Below are 20,012 nucleotides of genomic sequence, written 5' to 3' on the forward strand. Positions count from 1 at the left end.
ATCGGCCTTTCCATTACATGCGCTTGCTTATTATTGAAGACAATCAGGATCTATGCAGCGAATTGGCCGATTTTCTTGAGCTGCAGGGCGATACGATCGATACCGCCGCTGACGGGATTACCGGCTTGCATCTGGCGGTGGTCAATGAGTATGACGCCATTATTCTGGACTTGACGCTGCCCGGCATGGACGGGCTTGAACTGTGCCGGCGCCTGCGGCAGGATGCCGGCAACTGGGTGCCGATATTGATGCTGACGGCGCGCGATACCTTGGATGACAGGTTAAGAGGCTTTGAGCGGGGAGCGGATGATTATCTGGTTAAACCTTTTTCCTTGAAAGAATTAAGGTACAGGCTGAAAGCATTGATGCGCCGCACTGCCGGCCTGCATCAACAGACGACATTGACTGTCGGCGATTTGGTGCTGACACCCGAAACGCGCGAGGTGAGGCGGGGCGCTAAGCTGATCGAGCTGACCGCGATTGAATTCCAGATTCTGGAAGTACTGATGAGGCAATCGCCGCGGGTCGTGTCCAGGCAACATCTTGAATACAGCATATGGGGGGATGCGCCTCCCGATGGCGAGGCGCTGCGCGTACACATCCATCATTTGCGCCATGCCATCGATAAATCATTTAGTACACCGTTGCTGCATACCATTCGCGGCGTGGGTTACCAGTTAAAGCCAAGCGATGCCATACCATCATAAAATCAGATTCCGGATATTTCTGTCCTATCCCTTGTTGGGCTTTCTGTTGAGCCTGTTTATGATCACATTCCTGATACTGGCCTTTGATTCTCTGGAAAAACAGGTGATGGGGGCTTACCTGGCTGAGGAGCTCGATCATTTCATACAGGTGACGGACCGCAGCCCGGCTTTATCGATGCAGCAGTCCAAAAACTGGACCGTCTATAAAGTGGAAGATGGCAAAGTGCCGAATGAAATCAGCTTCCTGTCGACCTATTCCGAGGGTATTCATGATGTTGAGCATAATCAGCACAGTTATGACGTTGTCATTAAGAGGCATGGCAAAAACCATTATTATATAGTCTACGATGATACCGGTTTTGAAATCCTTGAATACAATCTCACAACCTATCTGATCGCTGCTGTCATTATTATTCTCTGGCTGGCTACCTGGTACGGGCTCTGGCTTTCCAAGAAAGTAATCGAACCGATAGCGACGCTGGCCAGGCGCATCAAAACGCTAAACCCGGAAAACTCCACGGAGTACCTGTCGAAGGACTATACCAATGATGAGGTCGGCATGCTGGCTCTGGAATTCGATGCCTATAAAGAGCGCCTGCAGGCATTGATCCAGCGCGAAAGAGAATTTACCGCCAATGCCAGTCATGAGTTAAGAACTCCTTTGGCCATCATTATGGCCGCTAGCGAGGGCCTGCTGCTGCGGAGCGACCTGCCTGACGAAATCAGGCCGCGTATAGAGCGTATTCAACGTTCGGCCATTGAAATGAAGGAACGTCTGGCCACTTTGTTAGGTTTGGCCCGCAGTCCGGTATCGACGAACGAGACAACCAATAAAATCGAATTGACAACGATAATTGATCAGCTGATAGAGGACCATAGGGGCTTGTTGAATAAACAGGTGAAGATCATCAAGCAAGTTAACGGGCCATCCGGCATCAATGCCTCGCCGCCTATTATTTCAATGTTGATGGGCAATTTGATAAGGAATGCGTTTATTTATACCAGCCAAGGCTCAGTAACGATATTTCTTGATGAGCATGCGTTTGCAGTGACTGATACCGGGCAGGGTATCGATAAGGATGAGATTGACCGGATATTTGAACGGGGTTATCGGGGAACGTCCAGTCAGGGCAGCGGACTGGGCTTGGCCATTTCCAAACGGATCTGTGAGTATTACGGTTGGCAGCTGAAGGTTGACAGTGTTAAAGGCAAAGGCACGCAAGTGCAATGGTTGTTTGATTCATCCTCAATTACCTGAAAAATTCGGTTCCCAGATAGGTCGTCTGGGAACCGGTGTGAAAAGCTCTGTCGTTTTATCGGTAATTGTTCACAGGCTTACCGAAAAAAGCGAACCTCCTCTAATTATTATTGTACGTCTTGGTTCATTTTTTTGTTTACGTCATGACCTATGGCGTAAGCTGAGTTATGGGCATCTTCAGCGATTAATTTTTTTGCTGTTTCGTATTTTCCGTGCTCACCACCTTTAATCATAAAGACCACAGCGCCAAAAGCAATCACGCCAGCACCTACATACAGCCAGAAATTATCTTTTTCTTGTTGCTCAATCATCTCATTTACCTTAAGAATATATGAATATTTAAAAATATATGAATATTTAAAAATGCTGTGAAGTACAACAGCGCGGTAACTATAACACAATAACCATAAAAAAAAAGTGGTTTATCAAAAAATCCCATAATTTTTTTAATGAAATGAACTTAATGAAAAATTAACGTTATATTAACCATGAGTTAACCAGGATTTTTTTACACTATTCTCTTTATTAATGAAGGGAATAAGCTTTGAACGATTCGATCAGGCTGGATTTTGATAAGTTTTTCGTGGTCCACTTTATCATTCCGTTTCTATTGTTCGCAGTTGTGTTTGCAGCTCTGGAATTCTTCCGTGTGGACTTATGGATTACCGGACATTTTTATAACGCCAGCCTCCACCAGTGGCCGTACAAGGAAAACTGGCTCACTGAAGACGTTCTGCATATCGGCGGCCGCAATTTAACTTATCTATTGGCAACGGCCATAATGCTGTGCTGGCTCATTTCATTCAGGCCAGATTCAATCCTTTATCCTCATCGCCGGCATCTGCTTTTCTTATTGGCTTCGGGCATCAGCGGACCTTTGATTATCATACTGTTGAAAAGCTATACGCACGTCGATTGTCCCTGGAGTCTCGCGCTGTTTGGCGGCGATAAACCCTATATACGTTTATTCGATTACGCAGGCGGCCAACTGAAAGCAGGGCATTGTTTTCCTGCCGCACATGCCGGTTCAGGGTTCACTTTCCTCAGCCTTTATTTTTATCTGCTTATGGTGAAGCCGGACTATAAGTTTTACGGACTGTATTTCGGTTTGACTTTGGGCACTCTTTACGGCGCTGCTCAGCAAGTGCGCGGCGCGCATTTTTTAAGCCATGACGTATTTGCGCTGGCTGTGTGCTGGTTTTCTTCATTGGTATTATTCATGCTGTTTTTCAGGAGGCAGTTGCAATGGACGTAGCAACAAAATTGTTTGAGAAATCACGATTCACCACTATTCTGCTATTTTTATTGATTAGCCTGGCCAGTTTTGCAGGGGTCAGAGCTGCATTGCTGATCAAGCAATTGGCTGACCTGGATGTTTCGTTTTATTCAATAGCCCTGGCTTTTCTGTTGGGTTTTGTCAATGATCTGGCCTTTTTCAGTTATCTGCTGATTCCGTTTTCACTGTATCTGCTGGTTCTGCCGAACGCAGCCTATCAAAGCAAAATCAACAGGATCATTGTCTTTGCCGGTTTTTTTATCAGTTTATACGCACTGTTTTTTGTCGAGGCTTCCGAATGGACGTTCTGGGACGAATTCGGGGTCAGATTCAATTTTATTGCTGTTGACTATCTGATATACACTCATGAGGTGGTGCACAACATTATTGAATCGTATCCGCTGGGCTGGATTCTGTCGGGGCTTTTACTCGCGACGATTGCCTGTTTTCTGGCAACGGGAAAATTGCTGTCGAAGAGCTTTAACGCCAGCGAGCCTTTTGCTTTGCGGCTAAAAATCACGGCTTCCTTACTGAGTCTGCCGCTTGTCAGCTATGTAGCCGTCGGACAGTCAGCGCATCAGTTTTCCTCCAATACTTACCTGAATGAACTGGCCGCCAATGGCCCTTACCAATTTTTCGCAGCGTTTCGCAACAATGAACTCGACTATCGTCATTTCTATAAATTGGGTGATGACAAACGTTTATCCGGTACGATCAGGACAGCACTGGCCGCAGAGCCTTTGCCAGACGTTGGCGAGAGGCTGTATGACATCAAGCGAATGATCAGGCAATCCGGCGAAGAAAAACAGCTGAATGTGATCTTGATTACCGTCGAGAGCCTGAGCGCCGAGTTTTTAACCGCTTTCGGCAATACCGAGCACATTACACCGTTCATGGATGAATGGTTCAAACAAGGGCTCTTGTTTACCAACTTTTATGCAACCGGCACGCGCACGATCCGCGGGCTTGAAGCATTAACCCTGTCGATTCCGCCAACACCGGGGCAGTCGATCGTCAAGCGGCCGGATAATGGCAACTTGTTCAATCTGGGACATGTTTTCCAGTTGCACGGTTACGATACAGCATTTTTATATGGCGGCCGAGGCTACTTCGACAACATGAACGCATTTTACGCCGGCAACGGTTACCGCGTCGTCGACCAGACCGATTTCACTGCCGAGGAAGTGACATTTTCCAATGCCTGGGGGGTATCGGACGACATTATTTTCAAGCGCACGATCAAGGAAGCCGATCTGGATCATCAAAGCCGCAAGCCGTTTTTCTTCCAGATCATGACCACGAGCAACCACCGGCCTTATACCTATCCTCAAGGCAAGATCGATATCCCGTCGGGCACAGGACGCACCGGCGGAGTCAAGTATACCGATTATGCACTGCAAGAATTTATCGCTCTGGCCAGAACCAAACCCTGGTTTGACGATACCCTTTTCGTCGTGGTTGCGGATCACTGTGCCGGCAGCGCGCGCAAGGTGGATCTGCCCGTGGACAGGTACCATATTCCGTTGTTTATCTATGCGCCCAAGCATGTACCGGTCCAGCGCAATAATATTTTGTCCAGTCAGATCGATGTCGCCCCGACCATTTTGGGGCTTTTAAACTTCAGCTATGAAAGCCAGTTTTACGGACGCGATCTTATGCGTACACGTAAGGACGAGGGCAGGGCGCTGATCAGCAATTACCAGAAACTGGGCCTGTTTAAAGACAATAAGTTGGTATATCTGTCGCCACAGCAGAAGATTGATGTGATAGCCGATCCTTTGGGCGCGCATCAGCCCATCGACATCAAGTCAGAGATTCCATTGGTTGAGGAAGAAATGGCGTATTATCAATCGGCTGACTATATCTGGTCTCACCGTTTAAATCGGTATCAGTAAAGCGAGACTGCGAAGACAGGGTACATATTAGGGCGTGGAAGTGGCCAGGGTTATTTATGGGGAGCTTTCACAGTCTCTTTATCTGGTCTAGTGAGCATATCTTAACGAGCGAAACTGGGCGTGAATCTGGCTGTGATCGGAAGGCAGCAAGCGATCAAACTCCTGTTTGACCACCTTGTAACATTCGCAGACCCGCTCTTCCAGTCCCGGTCTGTCCAGTATCGTGATATGGCCACGGCTATACTGGATCAGGCCGGCATGCTGTAGTTTGCCGGCCGCTTCCGTAACGCCTTCGCGCCGCACGCCGAGCATATTGGCGATCAATTCCTGGGTCATGGTCAGTTCATTCGAAGGCAATCGATCCAGACTCAGCAACAACCAACGGCATAATTGCTGGTCCACCGAGTGATGCCGATTGCAGACGGCCGTCTGCGACGTCTGCGTCATTAGAGCCTGCGTGTAATGCAGCAGCAGTTGATGCAACATGCCATAGCGGCGTCCGCCGGAACGATTGAACTCCTGTCTGAGGATGGTGCCTTTCAAGCGATAGGCGTGTCCCGCGCTTTGCACGACCGCCCGATTCGGCATGGTTCCGCCGCCCATGAACAAGGCGACCCCTACCATGCCTTCATTGCCGACTACGGCAATTTCAGCTGATGCGCCATTTTCCAGCACATAAAGCAAGGATACGATGCAAGTCGTAGGGAAATAGACATGACACAATGGATCGCCCGACTCATAAAGCGCTTCGCCGAGGGGCATCGGGACCAGTTCCAGATGCGGCGCCAAACGCTCGAAAATGAGTGGAGGCAGCGCACTTATAAGGTAATTTTGTCGAGGGTTATGTATAGACATAATTAAACTTTGGCTGGTTTAAATTGCGACGAATTGTCCTTTGGCTAAAAGCCGAGGACAATAAGCATGAATACTTAATGTTATGTTTATTAAGGATTTTTTAATGTAAATACAAGAGGTCAAAGAGTAATTCAATACGCTCGCTCTAAAGTAGAAACGCACTCAAGCGTGTAGAACATGACAAAAGGCCAAGGTTCAATAAGCAGTTATCTGTTCGATACCGAACAGATCTTCTATCGAATTTCAGTCATTTTTTAGAGTTGGAGATTAAATAACGATCCGTGAATGTCATGATAATAATCGCCCAAGGCCGAAAAAGTTTTTATGGCAGTTTATATATCGTCCTGATCAGTAGTTTGATGTGGTACGGCTGCGCCAAGGAAGAGGCGGAGGGACAAGACAAAAAAAGTCAGCCAGCGTTCCAATCGACTTACAAGGAGGTCGGCGAGGCTTCCTGGTACGGCCCCGGATTTCATGGTCGTAGGACTGCCAGCGGCAAAGTTTTCGATCAAAAAGACATGACGGCCGCCCATCCCCGTCTGCCGTTGGGGACAGAAGTTGAAGTAACGAATCTCGAAAACAAGAAAAAGGTCGAGGTCGAGATCACTGACCGGGGACCCTATGTCAAAGATCGCGTCATTGATTTGTCCAAAGAAGCCGCCAAGAAACTTGATATGAGAGAGGAAGGCGTAAGTAAGGTTAAGATTGAGGCTACAGAGCCAGTCAAAAAGAACTCATCCAATAAGGCCGAGACGAAACAGACGGGCGAAACGCAGACAAAATCTACCAAGAAACAAAAAAAATCTACAAAGAAAAAGTCCGCCTCCAGCTCGTCTGCTAAAGCAAAATAAATCATGCAATGCGCTTTTATGTTAGACAGCGAACCGACAGCTGCAGATTTCAAATCTAAAATTATTTTGGGTCATGCATTAAGGCCAGCTTTTGACAGAGCCGGTTTTCTGCTGAATAACTGAATCTTTAAACAGACTGGCTCAATTGACGCATCGCCTTTATCTGATGAAGCGTTGTTGCTTCACTCCAAGGGCTTGTGCCATCTAATATCCGGGTATAAATCATGATCGACCGTCATCATTTAATTATTCATCTGGAGAGTTAGTTATGAAACCAATCAAATATAGCCCAGCATTTGTTCTAGCTCTGATATTGGCATCGATAACCGGTTGCGCAACCACTGATACAACCTCGGATACAATGGCCGGGAAAAGCAAAACCACCGGTCAGTATGTTGATGACAGCACGATCACCACCAAGGTAAAAGCGGCCATATTTAATGAGCCCGGCCTGGAATCCGCTGATATCAATGTTGAAACAAACCAAGGCAATGTGCAGTTAAGCGGTTTTGTGGAATCTCGGGACGATATCACCAGAGCGATTGAGGTTGCTCAACGAGTCAATGGCGTCAGATCGGTAAAAAATGATATGCGGCTTAAAGAGGCAGGCTATAGATAGGCTTGACGCGCTGCAAGCTCCTACCAGCGTAGAGGCTTGCGTATTTTTTGGGTAGACACACGGTTCAGCACCGGTTGGAGGAGTCGCCATGACTGAAAAACACTATTTGACTGATGTCCAGACCTTGCGCAAGCAGGCACGACAGCATATCGATGACGGTGCCGTGACGGCAGGTTATACGGCTGATGCGCAGATGGTCATCAAGCTCCTTAATGATGCGTTGGCCACGGAACTGGTATGCGTGCTGCGTTACCGCCGCCACTATTTTATGGCTCAGGGCATTCAGTCCAAGAGCATCGCCGACGAGTTTCTCGTACATGCTAACGAGGAACAGGGCCATGCCGATCAGATTGCGCGGCGCATCGTACAGCTGGGCGGCGAGCCCGATTTCTCACCGGACAGCCTATCCGGGCGCAGCCATGCGGAATATGTGGAAGGCGATTCGCTGGTCGATATGATCAAGGAAGATCTGGTGGCTGAACGCATCGCCATCGACAGTTATCGGGAGATGGTCCAGTACCTGGGCGACAGCGATCCGACCACGCGTACTATGCTGGAAGGCATCCTGGCTGTAGAAGAGGAACATGCCGACGAACTGGCCGATCTGCTGCAAGGAAGAATGGCGGAAGCGAGTTCATGAAACCATGTGCTTCAACCCTTAATTCAGGGGGATCGGCCGATATCGTCGTGCCGGGGCGGGCGCACTGCCGGTTTTGACGATAAATTTGGATGCGATCTACCGAATCAGCTGCGGCAATTTTTAGACTTCTTTCTGCGACATAAGGTCGCAGCGTACAGCCAGCCCGGCGGCAAGGATGCAGCACGGATTTTTATGTGCGTTATCGAACCGACTATACGGCATCTTTACTACTACCATGTCAACTAAGATACATCACAGTGAGCTGCATGAAATAGCAGAAAATGTATTGATAACAGCATCTCGTAATTACCATTTCAGCCGGCCATTTTGTCAGCGGGTACGATAACGGTGCAGTGTCGGCAAGCCTGAAACGGTTCAGAGGAGACATAATTATGGGTAAGTATGTGCTTGCATGGTTATTGGGTGTGCCAGTGTTTGTACTGGTCATCATTTATCTGATCTTTAACTAACTTTTACTCCAAGGGTTTTGGCCGCTGAGCTTCAGCGTTCAGAATCGGAGCAAACAGCATGTGTCATATAGGGGCACTTTTTTCGAGATCTTTATGATCTTAATCTTTCTTCGATAGAGGAGACTACTATGGAAACGACAAGACAAAGTACAGGCGAAGCTGTTGAGCGCGCTGGCGAAACGGTTGAACGTGTTAAAGCCGGGGCGCATGAAGCCGTAGATAGAGCCGCAGAAGTCAGTCATAGAGCTGCGGAAGTCATCGGTGAGAAAAGCGATCAAGTGATGGATGCGCAAGAACGGCTGATGGAACATGCGCGCGAGTATGTGCGCGAGAATCCGGTGACATCGTTAGGCATAGCACTGGGCAGCGGGTTTATATTAAGTCGCCTGATGGGCCATCGCTAAATCGAGTGTGGGTGTTTTAAACAGCCACTTTAAGAAAGGAAGGGGAGGCAAAGAAACCCTAGCGATTAAAAAATGTACATGATTCTTACGCGTTGCCGCAAGGCAGATTAATTTGTCCGGTTCCTTTTGAGAAAGACATGTATTTGAAGCCCCATCGACAACGCGTCAGGTTATGTCACAGCGATGGCGTTGCGCGGAAGCGCAGCGCCATCACACCCACGGATCAAGACAAGTTTGCAGGTATCGCCAACGTTTTTTTCTTCATGCTGTTGTAGCCCGACCTTGCTTTTAGGAGTGGCGGAAACTGGGCATCTTAAGTTGATAGGCTCACGACAATTGTTGCTTGATCTTAAATTATTGATGGGAAATTGTTTTGTCGCTGAAAAGGCTGGCTGGGAGAGCAAATGGGCCTTGAAACTAATGAAGTTTTTATTTTAAGGAGAATAGTTATGTCAAAACGATTATCACTACTGACCGTGACATTGGCTGCCGGCTTAACGTTGGTGACAGGTCTGGCTGAAGCCGGAACTACCGGCAGTCCTGTTGAAAATACCGAACGCAATGTGCGTGATAAGGGCGATAAGACATTAACGCCTGAGGACCAGCTTGAGAATGAGGCTGATGTCAAGATCACGGCAGATATCCGCAAAGCCATTACCGACGATGAGTCGTTGTCGACCAATGCCCATAATGTGAAGATTATCACGCGCAACGGTATGGTAACTTTGCGCGGGCCCGTCAACAGCGCAGAGGAAAGAACCAAGCTGCAAGCCATCGCTCAGAAAACGCCTGGGGTTAGTATGGTTCATAATGAGCTTGAAATAAAAGCGCCATAATTTGGTTGAAGGAGAATCTCATGAACAAAGCAGTTTTTTGCATCGCTCAAACTAACGACCAGGTGGAACATATCATCAGCCAACTGAAAGCGGCCGGTTTTGACAACAACGATATTTCCGTGCTGTTGCCGGACAAATGCAGTGAGCATGAATTCGGCCATGAAAAACACACCAAATCACCTGAAGGCACAGCTATCGGCGGTACTCTAGGTCTCGGCACAGGCGCTATATTGGGCTGGCTGGCCGGCATCGGTTCGCTGGCTATTCCGGGCATAGGTCCATTTATTGCTGCGGGCCCTATTATGGGCGCCTTAAGCGGCGCGGCTATTGGCGCCACTACCGGCGGTCTGGCTGGTGCACTGATCGGAGCAGGCATTCCGGAATATGAGGCTAAACGATATGAAGGCCGGCTTCAGGGCGGCAATGCGCTGATTTCAGTCCATACCGAAACTTCGGAAGCGCGCTCCAAAGTGAAAGAGATTTTCGAGGAAGCTAATGCCGAAGATATTTCAACAACGGGTGAAGTTGAGCCGCCGCATCATTAAATCATCTTTTTTCATCTAAACCAGATCAGGAGATTCATATGGCAAGCATTGATAAAGTTGAGAAATTGCTGAAGAACGAATTGGCTGCCACAGAGACCTATCATAAGGCATTGGAAAAATTCGAAGAAGAGAATCAACGCAGGGAAATCGTCTATCTAGAGCCTATCTATGAAGAACATACCGAAGCCGTTTCCGAGCTGCAGGAAAAAATTCAGCAAATGGGAGGCACGCCTACCAGCGACTCCGGCCTATGGGGCTCCTGGTCCGAGGCTGTCATGAGCGGCGCAGAGCTGTTAGGCAAGGATGCCATGCTGAATGCCTTGCTGGCTGGAGAAAAAAGCGGTCTGGATGATTATGAACAAGCGGCGCAGGATCCCGAGATGCCTTCAGAGGTGAGTGCGCTGATTCAGGCGAAGTTTGTGGCTTCGCAGCAAGAAAATATCCGGGCGCTCAATCGACTGCTTAGCGGCTAGCCATTCGTCCTCGGGCAAGTGCCTGTTAGTGCATAAGCGTGGACGATTAGCCGGCACTCCCCATGGTTCTTGCGTTATCTGGGTCTTGCAGGCCTCTGTTGAGAAATAGGAGGCGATATTGTGAAACGCGCTAATCAGGTCAGCACATTCAACCTGGATGCTGTTTCACATTCGCTAAACAGAGATACCCTTTTTGCAAATTGAATCATCAGCTGAGGTCAGTATGAAAACATTGAATTCCTTCAAGAAAAGGTTTTGGTTGCCAATTGCTTTCGTTGTCGGCATGGCTTGCATCGTCCAGTCGGCCCATACCGCTGGTATGGGATCGGAAGGTGGTGCCGGTGGCGCCACGGATCAAGGGGACGCCATGAGAAAATCGCCGACCTTCATGGAAGCAGACAAAAATGGCGACCACTACGTGACCAAGGATGAACTGAAAGACTACCCGTATTTACTCAAGTATTTTGATAAGGTGGATGCCGGTGAGACAGGCCGTCTGGAAGAGCATGAATACGGCAATCTGATCATGGAAAAAAGCCGGGAAAAAGGCCGTTGATCAGTTACCCCGAAGGCTTGTCGATATTCGGCCCGGTTCCTGTCAGAAGGCGACTTTTCAGGCCTCTGGCGAACTTTTTTAACAATCACAGCAAAGGTAATCATTATGGATACCATAGACAAATTATCAAGCACCGCGGAAGAGGCGGCTGAAAAAATTGCCAGCGTCACCAGTCAAGCTACCGAAGTGCTCGGCGAGAAAGGCGAGCAGTTAAAAGAACTGGAAGAGCAACTGATGGAAGACGCCCGCGATTACATTCGCGAGCACCCAATCACCTCAATGGGCATTGCGTTGGCAGCCGGCTTTATGTTGAGCCAGATCACGACGCATACGTTAGAACACAGGAGATGATAGATGGCTATCCGTCCTACAGAGGAAAGGCTGGTACAATCATCCGTTACTTCCGGCAAGCCGACGAGTCATGCCGACTTGCTGGAGGATGTCCGGTTATTATGGCAGGACCTGCGCGAGCTGGCCCATAATCATTTAAAACTGGCCACGCTGGAAGCGAAGCGAGCGGGCAGAAGCTTGGTGAGCATAGCGGCTGCCGGGGTGTTTATGGCAGTTTTACTGCTTATGGTATGGATCGGCCTCATGGCTGCCGCTGTGCTGGCACTGATTGAGAGCAATATGGTAGGCGAAATGGAGGCTGTCCTATTGATTACGGGTGTTAATTTACTGATTGCGCTAATGCTGTTCTGGTTCATACGGAGCAAGAGCCGTTATTTATTTTTTCCAGAGACAGTTAACAGTCTTAAGAACAGGGAGGATTCATGACGTCAGGTAAAAACAATAACCGCAAAGAGAGTCTGAGTGTTTTGAGCACTCAAATTAAAGAGGCTGAGCGGCAGATTATGGACCGGCAGCACCGCGTCCAGGTTCGTACTGATGCGTTAGTCAGAGATCTGCGATATGAAGCGACCTTGCCGACCACTTTACTGCTGGTCACTGAAGTGGGGTTTATTGTTGGCGAGTTGACCAAGCCTTCACTCAAGAAAGAACAGCAAACCGCCAAGCAGGCTTATGCCAGATCAGGGGCTGATGTCACGCCTTTAAAGAAGGCCATGAATTTCATATCCCAGGCACAAAAACTATATCAGGCGCTGCCGCTGGTCTGGATTTTGGATACTTTATTTCCAGAGGAGGCGTCAAAAACGAGATCCGCCGCCAAGGATGCAAAAATTCAGCACCCCTCTGGCTAAAGGCCATGGAATCATCCAGACAGCAAGGGCGACTTCAGCAGCAGGTTCTGCTTTGGGAAGTCGCCTAAGTATCCGCATTGATTTAGCGTTATGGCTAAGTAACCTGAGTTCGGGATAAGAAAAAGAAGCAGGTTTTTGTTATAAAAAGAGAAAATAAGTTTTCGACGCTAACTTTCTCAAACAAAAAACCTGCTACTGATGAAATTAACACACTTATTCTGCGATGTGGACGATTTTTGCCGAACCTTTATAGTTGAATGGCAAAAAAATCAACTCATTCAAGGCGAGAAGAAACGCCATCGTCCGCATCGAATGAGTTATAGCGAAATGATCACGATTTTAGTGGCTTACCATCAATCAGGCTTTCGAACCTTCAAATGGTTTTACCTGAAGCATGTACAACGCTATTGGCAATCTGAGTTTCCTAACCTGTTGAGCTATAACCGCTTTATCGAACTGATGCCAGAACTGTTGGCGCCGACTACCGCCTTTATGAACAGTCGTCGCGGCGTCTCGGCAGGCATCGCTTTTGTTGACTCTACGCCTCTGAAAGTCTGCAAGAACATCCGTATTCCACGGCACAAAACCTTCGCCAAGGAAGCCGGGCGCGGCAAGTCATCGACCGGCTGGTTTTATGGCTTCAAATTGCATCTGATCGTTAATGACCAGGGCGAGATTCTGTCATTTTGTATCACCGCCGGCAATGTCGATGATAGAAAACCGGTACCTAAACTGGTGCAAGCATTGACCGGCAAGCTGTTCGGCGACCGAGGCTATATTTCCAAAAAATTAACCCAGCTGTTGGCCGGCGAGAATATTAAACTGATTACCACCTTGAAAAAGAACATGAAAGCTCAGGCCATGGATGCCTTTGATAAACTACTGCTGCGCAAGCGCAGCATTATCGAAACCATCAATGACCAGCTCAAGAATATTGGCGATCTCGAGCATTCGCGGCATCGTTCGTTGACCCATTACATGTCCAATATCATTGCGAGTTTAGTCGCTTATTCCTATCAGGATAAAAAGCCGGCTCTTCAATTACGTGAGGCTGATTTACTACCTCTTTTACAGAATGCTTAAACCGAACTCAGGTTAAGTAAGTCAAAATCCTCATATCCTTTTGAAGTAACTTTGTTTTATCTCTCCATATTATAAATCTTTAAACTGTTGTTACGCCGTTGCAGGGTCGGATTCACTTGTGCCCTTCGGTATTCGGCCGGAACAAACGACAGTGTACCGGCTTAGGTAGTGCGAATACCCGCAAGGGGCACAAGTAAATTTGCACCTGCGGGCAGGCCCGAATGCTCCTGGAGCGCTTACCGTCGGGTTCGCCCCGAGATTCAAGCTTCGGGGCGTGTCGCAGTAAAACTAAAACAGAGATCGATTCGTGCGTAACATCAGATCATTAAAAAATCAGGCTAACGAATGTCGTTAGGGGCATTGACATTAAAAATAGCTAAACGCATAAATAATAACGGACAAAAAAAACCTCGGGACAAAAACCGAGGCCGTATTCACGCTAAGGATTAACTGCGTGATAGGTGGTAGGAGGCACCCCAAGAATTAATGGTTGACCACACTCCTGAAATTTCTTAAGAACAACAATAATCTAATTTTTGCCGCTGTTCTGTTCTAAGCAAAATGGTTTTATTGAGCGGCTTTAAGATGTGTAACCGCTTCTTCAGCGGCTTTTTTGGCCATATCGTCATGGCCCATCTTGCCGTGTTCTATGACGCTTTCCAGACTTTTTATGCCTGCATCGAGATGTTCATCGGCAGTCTTCGCATGAGTTTTAGATTGCTCGGCATGTTGGGCGGCAGTCTTTGCATCAGAGGCCTTAGCCGCAGCCTCGGCATGCTTGAGCGCTTCCTTAATATGATTTTCCGCTGCGTAGACACCCAAAGAGCCTAAACACAGAATGGCACTTGCCAACAAAGTAGTCAATTTCATGTTCATAATAGATATCCTTCCTGTTGTTTTTATTTTAAAGAAAATATCCTCGGATGACCGAGATAAGAACCGCGCTGCCAAAGCAGCGCGGTATGGAACTGCTAGTGGCGTGTAGATCCGGATTCGCCTGGATGCGTAGATCCCGTTCCAGTTGAATACGGTTGCTGTATAGACTCAGTCGTATACGGTTTTGTTCCATAAAATGAGTGGACTTCTTTTGACCAGGTTTCATCGGCCATGTCGGGCCAGCGGTCCTTATCGAATCCTGGCGCCATTTCCAGGCGTTCCTTGTCGACATCCATTGTGAAACGTTTATTTTTCGTATCCAGTTTTAATGCATCCCAAGGGACTGCGAACAGTTTATCGCCAATTCCCAAGACGCCGCCGAAAGACAGCACAGCGTATGCTACTCTGCCTGATGTCATATCCAGCATGATTTCCTTGATATCGCCCAAGTCTTCACCCTTGCGGTTGTAGACGTCGTTGCCAAGCAGCGTATCTGCACCCATGAGCCGTGGGCCAGGGCCTTCATCCACATCTCTATACTTCGTATACATGCCATAAGGATCACGATCTAAATAGCTCATGTCAACCTCCTCAATAATAATCAGATTCAATATAACTGGAGCAGTTTCTCCAGTATCTTGATGTAAAAAGATACCTGCAAAACTAAAAATAATCGGTACGCTTTCGCACATAAAAATAAATAAGGCAAAACATGCCATCAGCCATAGTTATTAGTCATTTTATGTACGTCAGCGTACCGACAGAACCGCCATTTTTTGAGTAATATTTGAGCTTCTATTGATATGGATCTGATATAGACCGAACACGATATGAACCGAGCAGCTATCGGACATTGCATAATTGGCTATAGCCAGAATAGATGCTCATCGGTTTCAATTAATTGGTTTTGGAGGACATGGTTATGAGTAATGTACCTTATGAAGAAACGCATGTAAGACCCGGCATATCGCCTCGCAGGCCAGGGCGGACCCGATGGATAAAACACGTGTCCTGGGCGTCAGTATTTGCCGGCGTCGCTGTCGCGCTCGGCGTTCAAGTGCTGTTGAGCATGTTGGGCACCGGCATCGGCATGAGCACGATCGATCCGTTACGGGTAGGAGGCACGCCGAGCGCGAGCGCATTCAGTATCGGCGCCGGTTTATGGTGGGTCGTCTCGAGCTTTATTTCGCTGGTTATCGGCGGTTGGGTTGCAGCCCAATTCTCCGGCTATCTGCGTCACCTTGACGGTCTGCTGCATGGCCTGCTGGTCTGGGCGCTGACTACGCTGATTACCATTTATTTGTTGGGTAGCGCCATCAGCTCGGTAGTAAGCGGCGCCGGCACAGTGCTCAGTTCAGGCTCTCGTGTGATGGCGGAGACCGCGTCCACTGTCGCGCCATGGAACGATATCAAAGAAGACGCAAGATTGGTGCTTTCTCCTCGGGCAGGTAGCACTCGGGTAATGGATTCCGAGTTCAATCTGACGCTGGAACGCTTTTTGACAGCTGACAATACTGGCGCCAAGGAAACCAACCGCACGGCGTTAATCAATCTGTTAGTGGAACGCACGGGTATGACCATGGATGAAGCGGCAAACCGGGTAAACAGATGGGACAGGACCTATCAGCAATCCGCACAAGAAGCTCGGGAGGCGGCTGACAGCACTGCCAGAGCGGTATCATGGTCGGCCTTATGGGGCTTTATCGTGATCCTATTGAGCGCCATAGCGGGCGCCTTGGGCGGTATCGTCGGAACACCGATCCCTGATGTAGAGGTTCGTGAAGAGCTTTAATCATCAAGTGGCCAACCTGAAAAACCTGTGACGGAATGCGCGACTCGCTTTTCGTTCTTAATTAAGAGGCAAATATTATGAATCAGACAGAGAGGCAATCACCTGGCAGTGGACAGGACGCCATTGCGCTGCTCACCCACGATCACAATAAAGTGAAAATGCTGTTCGAGGAATTCGAAAAGCTCAAAACAGCTGAGGATGCCGAGGATGAGAAGCTGGATATCGTGCAGGAGATATGCGCGGAGCTGACAATTCATGCAAAGATCGAGGAGGAAATCTTCTATCCGGCCACCATTGAGGCGATTGGTCAATTGGACATCATGGATGAAGCCGTTGTCGAGCATAAAGGGACCAGGGAGCAGATCGAACAATTGGTGCTGATGGCTCCCGAAGAAGCGTACTACGATGCTAAAGTCACGGTTCTGAAAGAAATGGTCGAACACCACATCAGGGAAGAAGAAGGCAAGATGTTCCCATTGCTCCAGAAAGCCTCGATCGATCTGGCTGCGCTGGGGCAACGGCTCGGCCAGCGCAAGCAGGAACTCCAGATGGATATGGGCATGATTGGCGCATCGATGTCCAAGGGCCAGGGAAGGGAGCGGACACAGCAGGGTCCAATGCCTTAGTTTCTGTTCCGGAAAATGGCAAGGCCCTGTTTCAATATCGGGCCTTGTTCAAAGCTGCATGGCGGGTTTTCAGTCTGTGTAAAGAACTGACAGACTATTGGGGCGCGGCCGCGTAAGACGGGTCAAAAACTTATCGAAAAATTCGTTTTGTTTATCGCAAAAAGTGTTTTATGTACGGCAACGCACTGACTGTGATTGCTGATCTGATTAAATTATCTTTCAGGTTTTAGACTGAGTGCATATAACGAAGCCTGGTTTTCTGTAAAAAGTAGCGCGCCTTTTCAGGCCGCGTTTGTTTTTCTAATTAAGTTTTGGAGAATCCCTACTATGTCTTCTATTCAGCCTGGACAAAGAACAGTTTCAACCCCATCTCACCAATCCATGAAGTCATGTATAGATAGCTGTAACCGTTGCGCCGAGGTTTGTTGGGAAACCGCGATGAACGATTGTCTGGAAATGGGCGGTAAGCACGTCGCACCTGAGCATTTCCGCCTGATGATGAACTGTGCTCAAATCTGTGAGCTGTCGGCCAAATTCATGCTCAGCAGTTCCCGTTTTTCCAATCGCACCTGCGAAGTCTGTGCCGAAATCTGCGAGGCCTGCGCTATGGAGTGCGACAGCGTCGGAGATATGGAGGAGTGCGCATCTACCTGCCGGGAATGCGCTGACAGCTGCAAACAAATGGTCGGCATGTCAATGCACTGATTCTAAATTGCATGGCATATGGTTCCGGCTTGCTGGAATCAATTCAGCTATGGATCTGTCGCGCACAAACGGAACATGAAAAATCCTGTGCATCGGATGAGCTAATTGACAGGAATTTCCTAGCGTTCACCGGCTTCAGCAGGTTCTTTACTCATCTTTATTTTTAAACGCATCCTGGTAAACACATCCTGCGTTTTTACCAGGATGCCCATTCATCCGAATCCCGATAAGAACAGCAGTCTTGATAGTTAAAGGCGAGAACCATCATAAACCTTCTTCAATCAAGGTATTTTTACAGAGGCTAAACGAAAGTCGCTCAGCAATGCTGCAATAAAACATTGTTTTTAGTTCACATTGAAAGCTTTCAATATTTTCCATAGAGGAGCCTGTCATGAAATCTGTAGAAAAAGTATCGAATACAGTAGCTGCAAAATCAGTGCCCAGCATCAATAAGGTTGAATTTCCCGCAAAAAAACTCTGGCTGCTTTTGCTTTTCGGCGCCAGCCTGATCTATATGGGCAACCCTCCGCATGCAACTGAAAAGCAAGGTACTGAAAGCCAAGGTCCAGGCAGAGGCACCAAGCCAGCGCCAGGCTATACGGACGATAGAGTACGCGGTCAAGGCAGCAATACGCTGGAACGGGGCAGCAGGAGGATAGAGCAAGGTGTGAAACGTCCCGGCAGCGATCGGACAGGCGAAGGCACTAGCCCAAGTACCGAAGAGAAGAACAGAAATCCCACCCCTGACAGTGAAAATATCAACAAAGATACCGTTGGCCCTGGCGGCGACAATATGATGAGAGACGCCATTCCAGGCGGCAGCGGCACCAAGAGAGAATGATATTGATGACAACAGACGAGCGTCCTGCCAGCCGCGTTGGCGGCAGGTTCTTCATTCAATTTGCAGCGGACTTTGTCGCCTAAATAATGATGTGCGTCTGTAGGTGGGAATTCACTTGTGCCCCTTCGGGTATTCGCACTTAACCATCTCAGGACTTACATAAGCCTGTCGGGGCGACTTCAGCCGCTCCACAGGTTTTAAAACCACTTATTTCGGCGGTTGAACAGGCAAACTGCGTAAGTCCTGTCAATTCAACTTGCGCCTGCCAGGCTCGAATGAACGACCGATCTGTAAAATTTCAATCCTTTAATAGCGACTATGTGCGGTATTGTACAGACGCCATTCGATCATGACGCTACACTGCTCTCAAGCATAGTTCCTGTGCGGATAGCCAGACGTAAAAAATAATGTCATGCAATTTGCCCACAGGCGAGGCTGATTTTGATTTTTTTATGATGGAAATGCATGCGCTGGATCTGAAACGCTTGATTCAACAAGGAGGCTCTCATGACTGCCATGAATATTGAACCTATCCTGGCACTGATAATAGGCATATTGATATTGATTGTGCCCAGGTTTTTAAATTATTTCGTAGCTATATATTTAATTGTCGTTGGAGTCCTGGGACTGATGCATCGGTAGCATTATGTAGATTTCCAAACCGAGGCCCAGCCCTCGGAGTGACATTCACGTTTTAAAGGAGAACTGCTATGGCAACTAGCACTGTATTATTGATCATCTTGATCTTGATTCTTTTGGGCGTGGTTCCCATTTGGCCTTATAGTCGAGGCTGGGGTTATGGGCCCAGCAGCATACTCGGGCTGGTACTGGTCGTTTTCTTGATTCTGCTCCTGTTGGGGGCGATCTAGGCATCAGATAAAGATTGGCATAAGCAGTAATCCCGATCATAGGATTACTGCGGGGGATGGATGAGGCTTTACATGACCAGAAGAGGGCCAGGAGGACCATGCCATGAAAACGAAAAATACACATAAAGGAACCAGTCTGTCAGATAGGGTTCTTGTCATACTGTCAATAGCCACCGGATTGGCCGGCTGCGCCCAGGACGGGCCCGGGCGCGCAGAAAGGACGGACAGGCAAATCGGCCAGACGGCTTCAAGAGCGGGCGAAACCGTGCAAGAACCTCAAAGACCGCTAGATGAGCAGACCGAAAAAGCCAGTGCACACATCAATGACGCGGCCATCTCCAATCACATCAAGAATGACCTTCTTAACGATCCGTTGCTTGCCTTATCCAATATCAACGTCACGACAACCGCCGGCGCGGTTACGCTCAGCGGTATTGTGAACTCACAGCAGGCGATGGACAGGGCCGTGGAAATAGCGCGCCGGCATCCTGATGTGAAATCGGTCGAGAACAAACTGCTCATTAAGGCGCCGAGCAGAATTTAAATGTCGTTTATAGCTTAGGCGCCGCATAAAAATCTGCCGATGTGCAATTCGGCCGAAAGTTCTACTGGCTGGCGCCATTGGAGCACGAC

At 48.3% G+C, this 20,012-nt stretch carries 27 protein-coding genes; 23 read left to right on the forward strand and 4 right to left on the reverse strand.

Annotated features, from left to right (window positions below):
• Positions 1-17 precede the first annotated feature (17 nt).
• Positions 18-707 carry a response regulator transcription factor gene (locus tag ACTNE6_RS08710; RefSeq protein WP_442499375.1) on the forward strand — a complete coding sequence of 230 codons (690 nt, stop codon included), beginning with the start codon at positions 18-20 and terminating at the stop codon, positions 705-707.
• A 58-nt stretch (positions 708-765) separates the two neighbouring features.
• Positions 766-1,965, forward strand: a complete 1,200-nt coding sequence (locus ACTNE6_RS08715; protein WP_442499376.1) for a sensor histidine kinase — start codon at positions 766-768, stop codon at positions 1,963-1,965.
• Positions 1,966-2,072: 107 nt separating this feature from the next.
• Here ACTNE6_RS08715 and ACTNE6_RS08720 read toward each other — a convergent pair whose 3' ends face one another.
• A complete protein-coding gene (locus ACTNE6_RS08720; protein WP_442499377.1) occupies positions 2,073-2,276 on the reverse strand; it encodes a hypothetical protein in 204 nt (67 codons plus the stop codon).
• Between the two features lie 233 nt (positions 2,277-2,509).
• Here ACTNE6_RS08720 and ACTNE6_RS08725 point away from each other — a divergent pair, with 233 nt between their 5' ends.
• Complete coding sequence (locus ACTNE6_RS08725; protein ID WP_194970370.1) at positions 2,510-3,220, forward strand: phosphatase PAP2 family protein; 711 nt, start codon at positions 2,510-2,512, stop codon at positions 3,218-3,220.
• A complete protein-coding gene (locus ACTNE6_RS08730) occupies positions 3,211-5,136 on the forward strand; it encodes an LTA synthase family protein (protein WP_442499378.1) in 1,926 nt (641 codons plus the stop codon). The genes ACTNE6_RS08725 and ACTNE6_RS08730 overlap by 10 nt, the downstream gene beginning before the upstream one ends.
• Positions 5,137-5,223: 87 nt before the next feature.
• On the opposite strand, the gene ACTNE6_RS08735 is transcribed toward ACTNE6_RS08730, so the two are convergent.
• Positions 5,224-5,991 carry a Crp/Fnr family transcriptional regulator gene (locus tag ACTNE6_RS08735; RefSeq protein WP_194970368.1) on the reverse strand — a complete coding sequence of 256 codons (768 nt, stop codon included), beginning with the start codon at positions 5,989-5,991 and terminating at the stop codon, positions 5,224-5,226.
• Positions 5,992-6,281: 290 nt separating this feature from the next.
• On the opposite strand from ACTNE6_RS08735, the gene ACTNE6_RS08740 reads away from it, so the two are divergent.
• The 12 genes from ACTNE6_RS08740 (at position 6,282) to ACTNE6_RS08795 (ending at position 13,670) form a co-directional block, all read left to right on the forward strand.
• Positions 6,282-6,842 (forward strand): septal ring lytic transglycosylase RlpA family protein, encoded by a 561-nt coding sequence (locus tag ACTNE6_RS08740; protein WP_442499379.1) that lies wholly within the window; start codon positions 6,282-6,284, stop codon positions 6,840-6,842.
• A 268-nt stretch (positions 6,843-7,110) separates the two neighbouring features.
• The gene (locus ACTNE6_RS08745; protein WP_442499380.1) at positions 7,111-7,461 is read left to right on the forward strand and encodes a BON domain-containing protein; all 351 of its coding nucleotides are present in this window, start codon (positions 7,111-7,113) and stop codon (positions 7,459-7,461) included.
• An 88-nt stretch (positions 7,462-7,549) separates the two neighbouring features.
• A complete protein-coding gene (locus tag ACTNE6_RS08750; protein ID WP_194970365.1) occupies positions 7,550-8,101 on the forward strand; it encodes a ferritin-like domain-containing protein in 552 nt (183 codons plus the stop codon).
• 598 nt (positions 8,102-8,699) lie between these two features.
• Positions 8,700-8,975: a DUF883 family protein gene (locus ACTNE6_RS08755; RefSeq protein ID WP_194970364.1), complete on the forward strand. Its 276-nt coding sequence runs from the start codon at positions 8,700-8,702 to the stop codon at positions 8,973-8,975.
• Between the two features lie 449 nt (positions 8,976-9,424).
• On the forward strand, positions 9,425-9,811 hold the full coding sequence (locus tag ACTNE6_RS08760; RefSeq protein WP_194970363.1) for a BON domain-containing protein: 387 nt from the start codon (positions 9,425-9,427) through the stop codon (positions 9,809-9,811).
• Between the two features lie 20 nt (positions 9,812-9,831).
• A complete protein-coding gene (locus ACTNE6_RS08765; protein WP_194970362.1) occupies positions 9,832-10,356 on the forward strand; it encodes a DUF1269 domain-containing protein in 525 nt (174 codons plus the stop codon).
• A gap of 38 nt (positions 10,357-10,394) precedes the next feature.
• Positions 10,395-10,829 (forward strand): DUF2383 domain-containing protein, encoded by a 435-nt coding sequence (locus tag ACTNE6_RS08770; protein WP_442499381.1) that lies wholly within the window; start codon positions 10,395-10,397, stop codon positions 10,827-10,829.
• Between the two features lie 223 nt (positions 10,830-11,052).
• Positions 11,053-11,385 carry a hypothetical protein gene (locus tag ACTNE6_RS08775; RefSeq protein ID WP_442499382.1) on the forward strand — a complete coding sequence of 111 codons (333 nt, stop codon included), beginning with the start codon at positions 11,053-11,055 and terminating at the stop codon, positions 11,383-11,385.
• 105 nt (positions 11,386-11,490) lie between these two features.
• The gene (locus tag ACTNE6_RS08780) at positions 11,491-11,736 is read left to right on the forward strand and encodes a DUF883 family protein (protein ID WP_194970359.1); all 246 of its coding nucleotides are present in this window, start codon (positions 11,491-11,493) and stop codon (positions 11,734-11,736) included.
• 3 nt (positions 11,737-11,739) lie between these two features.
• Positions 11,740-12,162: a phage holin family protein gene (locus tag ACTNE6_RS08785; RefSeq protein WP_442499383.1), complete on the forward strand. Its 423-nt coding sequence runs from the start codon at positions 11,740-11,742 to the stop codon at positions 12,160-12,162.
• Complete coding sequence (locus ACTNE6_RS08790; RefSeq protein WP_442499384.1) at positions 12,159-12,587, forward strand: hypothetical protein; 429 nt, start codon at positions 12,159-12,161, stop codon at positions 12,585-12,587. The genes ACTNE6_RS08785 and ACTNE6_RS08790 overlap by 4 nt, the downstream gene beginning before the upstream one ends.
• A gap of 195 nt (positions 12,588-12,782) precedes the next feature.
• Positions 12,783-13,670: an IS982 family transposase gene (locus ACTNE6_RS08795; protein WP_442499684.1), complete on the forward strand. Its 888-nt coding sequence runs from the start codon at positions 12,783-12,785 to the stop codon at positions 13,668-13,670.
• A 567-nt stretch (positions 13,671-14,237) separates the two neighbouring features.
• Here the strand turns inward: ACTNE6_RS08795 and smbP are convergent.
• Together smbP and ACTNE6_RS08805 are read right to left on the reverse strand one after the other, a co-directional pair.
• Positions 14,238-14,546, reverse strand: coding sequence for a small metal-binding protein SmbP (gene smbP / locus ACTNE6_RS08800; RefSeq protein WP_194970356.1), 309 nt, complete (start codon positions 14,544-14,546; stop codon positions 14,238-14,240).
• Between the two features lie 95 nt (positions 14,547-14,641).
• Entirely contained in the window at positions 14,642-15,127 is a 486-nt protein-coding gene (locus tag ACTNE6_RS08805; protein WP_194970355.1) for a PRC-barrel domain-containing protein, read from the reverse strand.
• A gap of 341 nt (positions 15,128-15,468) precedes the next feature.
• Here ACTNE6_RS08805 and ACTNE6_RS08810 point away from each other — a divergent pair, with 341 nt between their 5' ends.
• From ACTNE6_RS08810 to ACTNE6_RS08840, 7 genes are all read left to right on the forward strand, one after another.
• Positions 15,469-16,338, forward strand: coding sequence for a hypothetical protein (locus ACTNE6_RS08810; RefSeq protein ID WP_442499385.1), 870 nt, complete (start codon positions 15,469-15,471; stop codon positions 16,336-16,338).
• A gap of 77 nt (positions 16,339-16,415) precedes the next feature.
• Positions 16,416-16,964 (forward strand): hemerythrin domain-containing protein, encoded by a 549-nt coding sequence (locus tag ACTNE6_RS08815; RefSeq protein ID WP_442499386.1) that lies wholly within the window; start codon positions 16,416-16,418, stop codon positions 16,962-16,964.
• A gap of 438 nt (positions 16,965-17,402) precedes the next feature.
• Positions 17,403-17,669, forward strand: coding sequence for a four-helix bundle copper-binding protein (locus ACTNE6_RS08820; protein WP_434484721.1), 267 nt, complete (start codon positions 17,403-17,405; stop codon positions 17,667-17,669).
• A 391-nt stretch (positions 17,670-18,060) separates the two neighbouring features.
• Positions 18,061-18,510 carry a hypothetical protein gene (locus ACTNE6_RS08825; RefSeq protein ID WP_442499387.1) on the forward strand — a complete coding sequence of 150 codons (450 nt, stop codon included), beginning with the start codon at positions 18,061-18,063 and terminating at the stop codon, positions 18,508-18,510.
• Between the two features lie 507 nt (positions 18,511-19,017).
• Entirely contained in the window at positions 19,018-19,152 is a 135-nt protein-coding gene (locus tag ACTNE6_RS08830) for a DUF3096 domain-containing protein (RefSeq protein WP_370526990.1), read from the forward strand.
• A 68-nt stretch (positions 19,153-19,220) separates the two neighbouring features.
• Complete coding sequence (locus tag ACTNE6_RS08835) at positions 19,221-19,379, forward strand: DUF3309 family protein (protein WP_194970350.1); 159 nt, start codon at positions 19,221-19,223, stop codon at positions 19,377-19,379.
• Positions 19,380-19,482: 103 nt separating this feature from the next.
• The gene (locus tag ACTNE6_RS08840) at positions 19,483-19,923 is read left to right on the forward strand and encodes a BON domain-containing protein (RefSeq protein WP_442499388.1); all 441 of its coding nucleotides are present in this window, start codon (positions 19,483-19,485) and stop codon (positions 19,921-19,923) included.
• Positions 19,924-20,012 lie beyond the last annotated feature (89 nt).

This window comes from Methylobacter sp. sgz302048 (assembly GCF_052162025.1).
In the GTDB taxonomy this organism is placed as follows: domain Bacteria; phylum Pseudomonadota; class Gammaproteobacteria; order Methylococcales; family Methylomonadaceae; genus Methylobacter.